We start from the raw sequence: 12,124 nt of genomic DNA, 5'->3' as shown, positions 1-12,124 counted from the left end.
CTCGGGCGTTGCCTCAGCGCGGTCCTGGAGACGACACAATGCGGCCACGCCGCCTGCATTGGAGATCGCGGCGAAACCAGCTATCACACGTCGCCCTCAGCCCAGGACGCGACCTTGACGCCCGACAACGATCCTTCTCCGCCCCCCTTTGGTGCCTTCGCTCCGAATGCCGCCCAGGCGCTGGTGATCCGCATGGCGCACGGCTCCGGGCTGAAGCGCGGCGCGTTCCGGCCGATGTTGACGCGTGTCGTCAACATGCTCGGAGCAGGCCCTGTCGACGTCGGCTATCAGGGCGCCAATTTCCGCTTCTACCATCAGGTCAGTGCGACCGAGCGCGGTGCACTGTTCAATCCCGACTACAATCGCGAGGAGCTGGATTTCCTGCGCAGCCACGTTCCGCCGGGCGGCGTGGTGGTGGATGTCGGCGCCAATGTCGGAACGTTCGCCTTGCCGCTTGCCCGTCACGTCGGGCCTGATGGCCTCGTGATCGCAGTGGAGCCGCATCCGGTCACGCATGCGCGGCTGAGCTTCAACCGTGCTGCGTCCGCGCTGCCCCAGGTCAGGCTGCTCGCGGTGGCAGCGGGTGAGAGCGATGGCGAGGTGATGATCGAGACCGATGGGGACAATCTCGGCGCCAGTCACATCGTGACCGGCGAGGCCGGAGCGGAAGCGTTCAAGGTGCCGTCGTTGCGGCTGCAGACCATTCTCGCACAGGCCGGAGCGACCAGGGTTGATGCGCTGAAGATCGACGTGGAAGGTTTTGAGGACCGCGTGCTGACCGGCTTCTTCCGTGACGCGCCTGCCGCGTTATGGCCGCGTGCCGTCGTCATCGAACACCTGTCACGCGACGAATGGCAGAACGATTGTCTCGCCGACATGCTCGGTCGCGGTTACCGTGAGAGCGGCCGCACGCGCAGCAATACGCTGCTGCTGCGCGGCTGAATGGCGTTCGCTTTCCCCGGGCGCGTCCGGAACATCGGCGCCCCACGCGGCGTTGTCGCCCCTGACATTGAGGAGCCGACCATGAGCAATGACGACGCGCGCGACCAGGACCGCGTTTGGGACCTGATGAAGAAGATCGGCTTTGCGATGCTGGTCACCCGCGACGGTGACAGGCTGCGGGCACGGCCGATGAGCGCGTATCTCGCGCGCGGCGAGAACATGATCTATTTTCTCACTGACGCGCGGCATCACAAGGACGAGGAGATCGCGCGATCGCCGCAGGTCAATCTGTCGTTCGCGGACGCCGGCAACCAGAAGTACGTGTCGCTCACGGGTACGGCGGCCATTTCCAACGATCGCGGCAAGATCCGGGAGCTGTTCTCGACGCCGGCCAAGGCCTGGTGGGACAGCGCCGAGGATCCGAACATCCGCCTCTTGAAGATCACGCCCGACGACGCCGAATTCTGGGATTCGCCCGGCACGGTCGTGAGCTACGTCAAGATGGCGGCGGCCGCGGTGACAGGCACGCGTCCCGACCTCGGCGACAATCGAAAGGTCGCGATGTGATGCCGATCGAACCGCCAGAGATTCCGCCGGCGACGCCGGGCCGCCCGGTCGAACCGCCGCCGGAGGATCCCGTCGGCAATCCGCAGCCCGACATTCCGCCGCCGGTCTACGAACCCGATGCGCCGGCGCCGCCGCGCGAGCTGCCAGGGCAGACGCCGGACGAAATCCCCGGCCGGGGGCCGCTCGGTCCCACCACACCGAATCCGGCCACGGATTGACCGCGATTGGACGGTCATGATGATCGCCCGCCAGGGGCTTGGTCGCGGGCCTGTCCCGCAGCCCTGCGGCTGCGCCAAGCCCTTGAAAATCAAGGCTGAATGAAACCTGAATGGCGGCCCTGCGGGGGTGGCTTCGCGTCGAAATAAATCCCCCTGCGGATTTGAACTGCGCCACAATCCGGCCTAACGCATACTTGTTGATCTCTCCGTGCTTGAAAAAGATCGTTCCGGGAAAACAAGACACATGAGCAAACTTCGCGTCCTGCTGCTGGCGACGACTGCGCTGTCGGCGATGCAACTAATGAGCTCCGGCTCCCATGCGCAGGGGGCGCCGATGATCGTCGCCCAAGGCCCGGGCGGCGGCGAAGTCGGTCCAGACGGCCGGCCGAAACAGCAGCCGCAGGGGCAGCCGCAGCGACCTGGCCCAGGCGCGCCGCCACCTCATCAGGCTGCGCCTCCGCCGCCTCCCGCGCCGCCGCCGGCCGCTGCTCCACGCCCAGCGCCTCCACCGCCCGCGCCGCCACCGGCAGCGGCCCCGCGTCCCGCACCCCCTCCACCACCGCCTGCTCCGCCGCGGGCCGAGCCGCCGCGTCCGGCGCCCCCACCGCCCCCTCCGCCACGGGCCGAGCCACCACGTCCGGCTGCTCCGCCGCCGCCGCGGGCTGAGCCGCCACATTCGGCACCGCCGCCTCCACGGGCTGAGCCGCCTGCACCTCCGCCGGCGCGTCCAGCGCCACCTGTTGCGGCTCCGCCGGTGCATACGCCGCCGCCTCCAGCGCCTCCGCCGGGGCCGCCGCGTGAGCCGGCACGTCCTGCGACTCCGCCTGCGCCCCCGCCGACGGCTGCTCCCGCGCGTCCAACGCCGCCCACGCCGCCCGTGGCCACGCCCGCCCCGCCACCTCCGCCGAGTCCGGCACCGAACCTGCGGCCGGGAACGCCGCCGTCAGCCGTGACACCCCCGCCTTCGTCGCCAGCGGCCGGGAACGCGTCGCCGCCTGCGCACTCGCCGGCTCCGTCCGCGGCGCCGTCTCCGCAGCCGACGCCGGCTCCGACTCCTCCGGTTGGCCCCGGGCAGCGGCCGCCGACACAGCCAGGTGCCGGCGTCCCGCCGCCTGGTGCTCCCCAGGGAGCACCCCCGCCACGCGGCGCGCCGACGCCGCCGGCCGGAACCGTCGCGCCTGCTCCGGGAACTCCGCCGGCGCCACCCGCGCCTCCGGCCACCCAGACGCCGTCGCAGCAAGGCACGCCGCCCGCAGCCGGGAGCCCGCCCGGCGGACGTCCGGGGACGCCCCCAGGAGCCCCGGGTGGTCCGCCTCCGGCGGCAGGTCCTGGTGCTGCCGGACCCGGTCCGGGACCCGCCGGCGCGCCGCAGGCCGGTCCTGGCGCTGTGCCGCCCGCCGGCCCCCCGGCCATGTCCAATCGGCCGCCGCCGCAGGTCACTGCGCCCATCCCGGCGCCGCCGCCGCCGACGGCACAGCAGCTCACGCCGATCGCGCCCGGCGCGCCGTTGGCGGGGCCGCAGCGGCTGGACGATTTCCGCGGCCAGCGCCGCGAGGTCCAGGAGGGCGGTCGCACGCTGATCTACGAGCCGGGCCGCGTCATCGTGCGCGATCCGAGCGGTCAGGAGTTCGTGCGTCATGACGAGCTTGAGCGCTTCCGCTACGGCGCGCGGGACATCCGCGTCCAGCAGGAGCGGGGAGAGACGCGCACGGTGGTGATCCGTCCCGACGGTAGCCAGATCGTCACGATCACCGCGCCGGACGGCCGGCTGCTGCGCCGCATCCGCCGCGACATCGGTGGCCGCGAGATCATCATCATCGACAACACCTACCGCGATCCCCAGGCGGTCGGCGGCTTCTACGTCGACCTGCCGCCGCCGGAGATCCGCATCCCCTACAACCGCTACATCGTCGACGCGGATGAGGCCGAGCCGGATGTCATCTACGACACGCTGATCGCGCCGCCGGTGGAACGCGTCCAGCGCCGCTACTCGCTCGACGAGGTCCGCTACTCCCCATCGGTGCGACAGCTGATGCCGTCGATCGATCTCAACACGATTACCTTCGAGACCGGATCGTGGGAGATCAGTCCCGACCAGGTGGCGAAGCTGCAGGTCATCGCCGACGGCCTCAACCAGGCGATCCAGCGCAACCCGCGCGAGGTCTTCCTGATCGAGGGCCACACCGACGCGGTCGGCAACGACACCGACAATCTGTCGCTCTCGGATCGCCGCGCCGAGTCGGCCGCCACCTTGCTCACGCAGCAGTTCGGCGTGCCCGCCGAGAACCTGACCTCGCAGGGTTACGGCGCGCAGTACCTGAAGGAGCAGACGCAGGGGCCGAGCCGCATCAACCGCCGCGTCACGGTCCGCCGCATCACGCCGCTGCTCAATGGCGGCCAGGCCGCCCTGCCGCCGCCACCTCCGGGCGTCGCGCCGCCGCGGTGAGACGCGACTGAGCGAAAATGAAAATGGCCGGGAGCGATCCCGGCCATTTTTTGTTGGTGGCAATCTGTCGCGGCCAACTCGATCTCGTGCCCGCGAACGCGGGGACCCATACTCGCAGGATCGAGTTTTGCGCGAGCTGCAGGGACGACACCGGCGAATGCGGGTGCGCGTCTCGCCCAGAGACCTCGCTTCAGCCCTTGTCGTGGCCGAGCTGGAAGATCTGAGCGCCGTCCGCGCCCGACAGCAGCCCCGTGTCCGAATAGAGCTTCAGCTTGGAGCGGGTGTCGGTGATGTCGAGATTGCGCATCGTCAGCTGGCCGATGCGGTCGGCAGGCGTGAACGCGGCGTCCTCGACCTTCTCCATGCTCAGCCGCTCCGGCTGGTAGGTCAGATTGGGGCTCTCGGTGTTGAGGATCGAGTAGTCGTTGCCGCGGCGCAGCTCCAGGGTCACCTCACCGGTGACGGCGCGCGCCACCCAGCGCTGCGCGGTCTCGCGCAGCATCAGCGCCTGCGAATCGAACCACCGGCCCTGATAGAGCAGGCGACCGAGGCGCATGCCGCTGATGCGGTACTGCTCGATCGTATCCTCGTTGTGGATGCCAGTGACGAGCCGCTCATAGGCGATGTGCAGCAGCGCCATGCCCGGCGCCTCGTAGATGCCGCGGCTCTTGGCCTCGATGATGCGGTTCTCGATCTGGTCGCTCATGCCGAGACCATGACGGCCGCCGATCGCGTTGGCCTCCAGGAACAGCGCCACGGGATCGCTGAAGCTCTGGCCGTTCAGCGCGACCGGCTGACCCTCCTCGAAGCGGACCACGACGGTCTCCGGCTTCACGGAGCAATCCTCGCGCCAGAACGGCACGCCCATGATCGGATTGACGATGCGGATGCCGCTGCTCAGGCTCTCGAGATCCTTGGCCTCGTGGGTGGCGCCGAGCAGATTGCTGTCGGTCGAATACGCCTTCTCGGCGCTCATCTTGTAGTCGAAGCCGTTGGCCGTGAGGAAGGCCGACATCTCGGCGCGGCCGCCGAGCTCGTCGATGAACTGCTGGTCGAGCCAGGGCTTGTAGATCTTGAGGCTCGGATTGGTCAGCAGGCCGTAGCGGTAGAAGCGCTCGATGTCGTTGCCCTTGTAGGTCGAGCCGTCGCCCCAGATGTTGACGCCATCCTCCTTCATCGCGGCGACCAGCATGGTGCCGGTGACGGCGCGGCCGAGCGGGGTGGTGTTGAAATAGGTGATGCCGCCGGTCGAGATGTGGAAGGCGCCCGACTGAATCGCGGCGATGCCCTCATGCACCAGCTGAGTGCGGCAATCCACGAGGCGCGCCTTCTCGGCCCCGAAGCTCACCGCCTTGCGCGGGATCTCGTCGTAGTCGGACTCGTCAGGTTGCCCGAGATTTGCCGTGTAGGCAAAGCAACGCGCGCCCTTCTGCTTCATCCAAAGCAGCGCGGCGCTGGTGTCGAGACCGCCGGAAAAGGCGATGCCGACCTTCTCGCCCTTGGGCAGGCTTTTCAGGATCGTGGTCATGGGAGAGTCCAACCGTGTTTGTGGCTGCGCCGTTCAGAAATTCGGGCGCGAATAACAGATTTTGCGTTGCTGGGCACGCCTTTAATGGCGACTGAGGGTGACCGGCCCGCGCTCAGGCTGCGGGGCTGGTATCCGCGGTACGGCGGCCGAACAGCCGGCGCATCAGGCGGAAGCCCGGCCAGGCGAAGCGGGTCAGGGCGGCGTCGATGCCGGCGTCGGTGAGGCGGGTGGACGGCCAGCGGTAGATGTAGCCGTGCAGCAGCCAGATCACGATGAAGGTGACGAGGCCGGCCGCGGCGATGTCGGTGAAGAAATGTCCGCCAAACGCCATCCGCAACACCGAGGTGGCGATGCCGAACAGGACGGCGGCGCCGTAGGCGACGGGCCGGATCGCGGGCGGCGTCAGCGCGGCCGGCGCCAGGGTCCAGAATGCGGTGGCTCCCTCTCCGGAGAAGAACGAGCAGTTGCGGCCGCAGCCGCCGCGCGGATCCCACCACGGCACGAACTGCATGTCGCCGCCGAACTCGGCCACCACAACCGGGCGCGGCCGGCCCCAATAGGATTTGAAGGTGAAGTTGGTGAGCACGCCGGCCGAGAGCGACAAGGTCAGCAGCAGGAACGCCATGGTGCGGCCCTTCACCAGCAGCGGCCGGTCGGGACGGACGAGCTTCGAGACCAGCGCAACGATGGACGGCAGCGCGATGCCCCAGGCGACCCACATCGCGGCATCGCGCGCGAACGCAGCATAGCCGTCGAGCTTCACGGGGAAGCTGTGCGTGCGCGGATCGTAGAACAGCGCGGCCAGCTTGAGGTCGAGCTCGGGATAGACGCCGAACAGCACGCCGATGACGAGCGCGAGCGACAATGCGATGAAGAGGCCGGTCCGGTTCATGGCGCGCGGTTTAGCGAAAGCGGATGGCGATGGAAAGGCTGGCGGCTCAACGTGGCGATCCCAACGGCAATGGCGGTGGTGGCGGCAGGCGCGGCGACGGCTCGCGCCAGCAGCCGGCGTTGCGGCCGGCAATCAGCCAATAGACCAGTCCGCCGACGATGCCGGCCCCGGTCAGGATCTCGAGATGGCGACGCACGATGCCCTCGAACCGGAAGGTCTCGGGATCGAACGGGACCAGGCCGAGATAGCAGGCTGCGCCGACCACGCCGCCGCCGATCGCGTAGGCGAGCACGCTGCGGATCGAGAAAGCCTCGGTGATCAGTGCGATCAGCAGCGCCGGGATCAGCGCGAAGCCCGACACGAAGATGAAGCCGAAGCCGATGATGACCTCGAACGCGCCCTGATCGATCGGGCCGTTGCCGAGATCGGAGAACTCCGGAAACAGGACTGCGGTCACCACGATCAGCCCCGCGAGGAAGCACGCGGCAAGAAACGCGAACGCGATCACGACGAGACGGCCGATCAGCGCCATGGCTTTAGACCCGTATTACCCAAGCGAGGCCCCGCTTTCTTCGCTCGTCATGGCCCGGCATGAGCCGGCCATCCATCTCTCGGTCGATGAATCGATGGCTGCCCGGGTCAAGCCCGGGCATGACGATCTCGTTCGGAGATGCAGGCGCGATCAATCATCAATCCGTCATCGCCATCGCGCGCAGTGCCTGACGCTCCCGCGCGGACAGCTTCTCCGTCTCCGACTTCAACTGGCCGCAGGCGGCGAGGATGTCGCGGCCGCGCGGCGTGCGCACCGGCGACGAATAGCCCGCGTTGAAGACGTATTCCGAAAACTTCTCGATCTGCTCCCAGTCCGAGCACTCATACGCCGAGCCGGGCCAGGGATTGAACGGGATCAGGTTGATCTTGGCCGGAATGCCCTTCAGCAGCTTGACCAGCAGCCGGGCGTCGTCGAGCGAATCATTGACGCCCTTGAGCATCACATATTCGAAGGTGATGCGGCGCGCGTTGGATGCGCCGGGATAGTCGCGGCAGGCCTGCAGCAGCTCGGCGATCGGATATTTGCGGTTGAGCGGCACCAGCTCGTTGCGCAGTTCGTCGCGCACGGCGTGCAGTGAGATCGCCAGCATCACGCCGATCTCCTCGCCGGCGCGCTTGATGTTCGGCACCACGCCGGAGGTCGACAGCGTGATGCGGCGGCGGGAGATGCCGATGCCCTCGTTGTCCGAGACGATCAGCAGCGCGTCGCGCACCGCGTCGAAATTGTACAGCGGCTCGCCCATTCCCATCATGACGATGTTGGTGATGAGCCGGTTGCCGAGCGGGGTCTCGCGGTCGGCCCAGTCGTTCAGCCGGTCGCGCGCCACCATGACCTGGCCGACGATTTCGCCGGCCGTCAGGTTGCGCACCAGCCGCTGCGTGCCGGTGTGGCAGAACGAACAGTTGAGCGTGCAGCCGACCTGGGAGGAGACGCAGAGCGTGCCGCGATCGGTCTCGGGGATGTAGACGCACTCCACCTCGTGCGCCTTCTGCAGATTGTCGCCGCTCGGCAGCCGCAGCAGCCATTTGCGGGTGCCGTCGTTGGAGATCTGCTCGGCCACGACCTCGGGACGGTCGACCGTGAAATGTTCGGCCAGCGCGGTGCGTGTGTCCTTCGATACCGATGTCATCTCGTCGAACGACCTGGCGCCCCGGAAATAGATCCAGTGCCACAACTGCTGCACCCGCATCTTCTGCTGGCGCTCGGGCACTCCGACCTGGCCGAGCCTTGCTGCCAGCTCCGCGCGTGACAGGCCGATCAGCGAGGGCTTCGCCGGCGGGACGTAGGTTTCGAGCGGAGTCTTTTCGAGGGGCGCAGAGGAGTCGCGCAGCCCGGCAGTCGTTGCCATGTCGATGGGCCCAAAGTGCTGCCCGGCCGCGGCGGCCGAAGGCGTTCAGCGGCCTTATATAACGATCCGGCCGACAAATGCGACCCGCCTGACGAGCGGTACCGGCGGCCGCCGTCTACCGGCGGCAATCCTGCGCGATGCGGTCGAGCGCCTGGGCGAGGCCCTTCAGTGAGAACACGTCGGTGGTCTCCGTGCCCTTGGCCGAGACGCCCTTGACCACGGCCTCGGGCGCCTTGCGCATGGCATCGACCATCCGCTCTTCCTCGGCGGCGTTCTTGATCCAAAGTCCGTCGCCCTGGGTATACATGGCATAGGAGGCTCCGCCGACCTCTACCGTGGCGTCGGATCCCGGCTTCAGCGCATAGCCGATCATGATCGAGACCTCGTTGAAGACCTTCTCGGAGGGCCGGGTCGACACGAAGGCATAGGCGGGATCGCGCGGACGGTTGGGCGGATTGGTCTTGGAGGATGTCGGCTTGGCCAGCGCGAAGCAGACCTTCTTGCCGCCGGGCATCGCGGTATAGGCGCCCCAGCCGCCGAACTGTCCGATCAGCGTCGGTTCCGCGCCGCCGATGTTGGGAACGGCCGGCTTCGATTCCGATTTCGGTGCGGCCTTCGGATGCGGAGCTGCGGCCTTTGGCGCGGCGCTCTGTGCCGCTACGAGGCTCGGAGCTCCGAACAGCAGCACGCCGCCGACCAGCGTTGTCAACAATCGCCCGAACAACATGATACGTTGAGTTCCCCCGCGACTTCGTTCCACCAATATTGTGACTGGAAAATGGCCCGGAATCGCTGACCGTGGTCGCGATGGATAGCGGCTAAATGCACCGCTTGCAAAGGCCGCAGAGCTGGATTGTCCGGTGCTCCGCGTCCCTGGCCCGGCGCCGCGCAGCTGCCGCGGCCTGATGATGATTGTGGCGCGGCGGCAAATCCGGCATGACGTTCCCAAAGCCGGACCTCGATCCGGCGGCAACGACCAAGGAGCGCCCATGAAAGCCATTCTCTGCTCGCAATTCTGTCAGCCCGACGATCTCGTCCTCACCGAGGTGCCAGATCCGGTGGCCGGTCCCGGCGAGGCCGTGATTGCGATCAAGGCGGCGGCGCTGAACTTCTTCGACATCCTGATGATCCAAGGCAAGTACCAGATCAAGCCGCCGTTCCCGTTCTCACCGGGTGCGGAGGTCGCGGGTGTCATCGAGAGCGTCGGCGATGGTGTCACCGAACTGAAGGTCGGCGACCGTGTCGTTGCCTCCTGCGGCCACAACGGCGCGCGCGAAAAGATCGCGCTGCCGGCCGCGTCGATCGTCAAGATTCCGGACAATCTCGATTTCGATCGCGCCGCCGGCATCATCATCATCTACGGCACTGCGCTGCATGCGCTGGAGGATCGTGCCAGTCCGAAACCGGGCGAGACGCTGGCCGTGCTTGGCGCCGCCGGCGGCACCGGCCTGGCGGCTTGCGAGCTGGGCAAGCTGATGGGGTTGAAGGTCATCGCCTGCGCCTCTTCGGACGAGAAGCTCGAATTTGCCAGGCAGCACGGCGCGACGCTGACGTTGAACTACGCCAAGGAGGATCTCAAGGAGGGACTGCGGCGGCTCACCGACGGCAAGGGTGCCGACATCATCTTCGATCCGGTCGGAGGCGCCTACGCCGAGGCAGCGCTGCGCTCCATCGCATGGGAGGGCCGATTCCTGGTGATCGGCTTCGCCGCCGGCGACATCCCGAAGATGCCGCTGAACCTCGCGCTGCTGAAGGGCTGTGATATCCGCGGCGTGTTCTGGGGCGCCTGGACCCGACTCAACCCCGCCAAGAACCGCGCCAACCTCGAAAAGCTCGTGCAGTGGACCGCGGAGGGCAAGCTGTCGTCGCATGTCGACCGCACCTTCCCGCTGGCTCAGACCGCCGATGCCTTGAAGGTGCTGGCCGGCCGCCAGGCGATGGGCAAGGTGATCCTGCACCCCTGAGGACGTCGCGCATGAAGGCCCCGGGGGGCTGTACTCCCCGGGATAGCCTCGCCCTGATCCGCACAACCAAACCGAGCAGAGCCCTGGCTGTTCTGCCGACGGAATGCTCGAGCCGGCCCGGCGTCGCTGTGACATCCGCGCGCTGCACGGCGGTCGCAAATTTGTTCGGCGGGCTGCCGCGCCGGCGTCACGGATTCGCAACCGGAAGCAGAAAATCCGAAAACGAGCGTTTCTTGGTTAACACAACCACGCCACATTGTGGCATGGTTAATTTGAGGCTTGGCCGTTGTTATCACGACGTTTCTGGATTTGGTGCCGTGCGATGTCGCACGTGCGTTGCCACAATCAGATCAAAATGTTTCCAGAATCATGCCGGCTCTCGTCCACTTTTAGTCGGATTCAATTAGTCAATTAGTTGTCGGCAGTGGGGTGCCTCTGGCAATCGTGACGCGTCTCGAGCTTCTGACGGGCTTGGGACCAAAAGTATGTTGCGTGAAGTTGAGATGGGGATGAAGGCCATGGCTGAGCGGACGACGCGCGGGCGTTTCAACAACAGAACTCCTTCGGAGCCTGACTTCAGGCCTTTCGCCGACGAACTCCCTCAGGAGCGCCCACCGAGCTATCGTTTCGGCCGGTCGACCCAGGATAACTATCCAAACGACGAATCGATGCCGATGTTCCTCTCTGAGTATGAGAGCGGCAACCAGATCGACAGCACGCATTTCGAGGACCAGTGGCCGGAGCGGACCCGCCGCGTCTCGGTCTCGTCCCGGATTCTTCTCGCCGTGGTGGCTGCGGCCGGCGTCGCGGTGCTCTTCGCGCTTGTCACCTCGGATGCGACGCGCGACCTGATCGCCAGTGCCAAGGCTTCCATCATCGGCGCCACGCCGGACCCGACGGCCCCGCCGCAGGCCACCAACACGCAGCTCACCGCGCGCGACATGCAGCTGAACGAGCCGGCGCGACTGCCGCCCGCCGAGCCGCCGGCTGCGGCGGCGCCGGTGCAGACGGCAGCCGTGGCCCCGACGCGTGACGACATCGCCAACGCCTACCAGACAGCGCTGCAGAATCGCAGTGTGACGCAGCCCGCGCCGGTTGCAGCACCACCGAGCTTCGCCACGGCACCGTCCGCGCCGGCCCCGAGCGCGATGGAGCCATCCTCGATCAATTCGCCGGGCGCCGGATCGGCAATCGTCGCACCCGGCCTCGGCGCCGTGACCGCCGCTCCGCCGCCCGCGCAGGTCCGCCGGCTCGATCCCGACGAACTCGCGGGCATCATGAAACGCGCCAAGAGCCTGCTGGCCGCGGGCGACATCCCGCCGGCCCGACTGCTGCTGGAGCGCGCGGCCGAGGCGCAAGAACCGGCCGCGGCGCTGATGCTTGCCCAGACCTACGATCCCCACGTGCTGGGGACGAAGGACATCCGCAACATCAATGCCGATCCGGCTGCGGCTCGCAACTGGTACCGCCGCGCCGCCCAGCTCGGCTCGGCTGAAGCGCAGCGCAGGCTCGATCAACTGCAGAACTGAACGCTCGTGACGGCAGCGATGCCGCCTCGTTTCATTTTTTTGTTTCACGCGTGATTTTCGAGTCTGTTCATGGGCGATGCCAGGCGAGACCTGGTGCTGCCCGCGTTCCGGCTCGCAAACATGTGCCAGCCTTAGAT

11 protein-coding genes are annotated in these 12,124 nt (G+C 67.4%); 6 read left to right on the top strand and 5 right to left on the bottom strand.

Going from position 1 to position 12,124, the window contains the following annotated elements; translation table 11 throughout:
• Positions 1-114 precede the first annotated feature (114 nt).
• From ACQR0U_RS00810 to ACQR0U_RS00795, 4 genes are all read left to right on the top strand, one after another.
• The gene (locus ACQR0U_RS00810; RefSeq protein ID WP_315750535.1) at positions 115-942 is read left to right on the top strand and encodes an FkbM family methyltransferase; all 828 of its coding nucleotides are present in this window, start codon (positions 115-117) and stop codon (positions 940-942) included.
• Positions 943-1,023: 81 nt separating this feature from the next.
• Complete coding sequence (locus ACQR0U_RS00805) at positions 1,024-1,509, top strand: pyridoxamine 5'-phosphate oxidase family protein (protein WP_315825706.1); 486 nt, start codon at positions 1,024-1,026, stop codon at positions 1,507-1,509.
• Positions 1,509-1,727 carry a hypothetical protein gene (locus tag ACQR0U_RS00800; protein ID WP_315758646.1) on the top strand — a complete coding sequence of 73 codons (219 nt, stop codon included), beginning with the start codon at positions 1,509-1,511 and terminating at the stop codon, positions 1,725-1,727. Before ACQR0U_RS00805 ends, ACQR0U_RS00800 begins: the two co-directional genes overlap by 1 nt.
• Positions 1,728-2,061: 334 nt before the next feature.
• Positions 2,062-4,173 carry an OmpA family protein gene (locus tag ACQR0U_RS00795; RefSeq protein ID WP_434872097.1) on the top strand — a complete coding sequence of 704 codons (2,112 nt, stop codon included), beginning with the start codon at positions 2,062-2,064 and terminating at the stop codon, positions 4,171-4,173.
• A gap of 190 nt (positions 4,174-4,363) precedes the next feature.
• On the opposite strand, the gene argG is transcribed toward ACQR0U_RS00795, so the two are convergent.
• The 5 genes from argG to ACQR0U_RS00770 form a co-directional block, all read right to left on the bottom strand.
• The gene (gene argG, locus ACQR0U_RS00790) at positions 4,364-5,701 is read right to left on the bottom strand and encodes an argininosuccinate synthase (RefSeq protein WP_315716760.1); all 1,338 of its coding nucleotides are present in this window, start codon (positions 5,699-5,701) and stop codon (positions 4,364-4,366) included.
• Between the two features lie 112 nt (positions 5,702-5,813).
• Positions 5,814-6,593 (bottom strand): phosphatase PAP2 family protein, encoded by a 780-nt coding sequence (locus ACQR0U_RS00785; protein WP_434872066.1) that lies wholly within the window; start codon positions 6,591-6,593, stop codon positions 5,814-5,816.
• A 46-nt stretch (positions 6,594-6,639) separates the two neighbouring features.
• Complete coding sequence (locus tag ACQR0U_RS00780) at positions 6,640-7,125, bottom strand: hypothetical protein (RefSeq protein ID WP_434872065.1); 486 nt, start codon at positions 7,123-7,125, stop codon at positions 6,640-6,642.
• Between the two features lie 157 nt (positions 7,126-7,282).
• Positions 7,283-8,494: a 23S rRNA (adenine(2503)-C(2))-methyltransferase RlmN gene (gene rlmN, locus ACQR0U_RS00775; protein ID WP_315750541.1), complete on the bottom strand. Its 1,212-nt coding sequence runs from the start codon at positions 8,492-8,494 to the stop codon at positions 7,283-7,285.
• Positions 8,495-8,609: 115 nt separating this feature from the next.
• Complete coding sequence (locus ACQR0U_RS00770) at positions 8,610-9,221, bottom strand: invasion associated locus B family protein (RefSeq protein WP_315716756.1); 612 nt, start codon at positions 9,219-9,221, stop codon at positions 8,610-8,612.
• 262 nt (positions 9,222-9,483) lie between these two features.
• Between ACQR0U_RS00770 and ACQR0U_RS00765 the strand changes: the two genes are divergently transcribed.
• Together ACQR0U_RS00765 and ACQR0U_RS00760 are read left to right on the top strand one after the other, a co-directional pair.
• Positions 9,484-10,458: an NADPH:quinone oxidoreductase family protein gene (locus ACQR0U_RS00765; protein WP_315750543.1), complete on the top strand. Its 975-nt coding sequence runs from the start codon at positions 9,484-9,486 to the stop codon at positions 10,456-10,458.
• A gap of 518 nt (positions 10,459-10,976) precedes the next feature.
• A complete protein-coding gene (locus ACQR0U_RS00760; protein ID WP_434842457.1) occupies positions 10,977-11,987 on the top strand; it encodes a hypothetical protein in 1,011 nt (336 codons plus the stop codon).
• Positions 11,988-12,124: the final 137 nt, after the last annotated feature.

It is taken from the genome of Bradyrhizobium sp. HKCCYLRH3097 (assembly GCF_051167875.1).
In the GTDB taxonomy this organism is placed as follows: domain Bacteria; phylum Pseudomonadota; class Alphaproteobacteria; order Rhizobiales; family Xanthobacteraceae; genus Bradyrhizobium.
The sequence above is the reverse complement of the archived record's forward strand: the minus strand, read 5'-3'. Positions and strand labels throughout refer to the sequence as shown.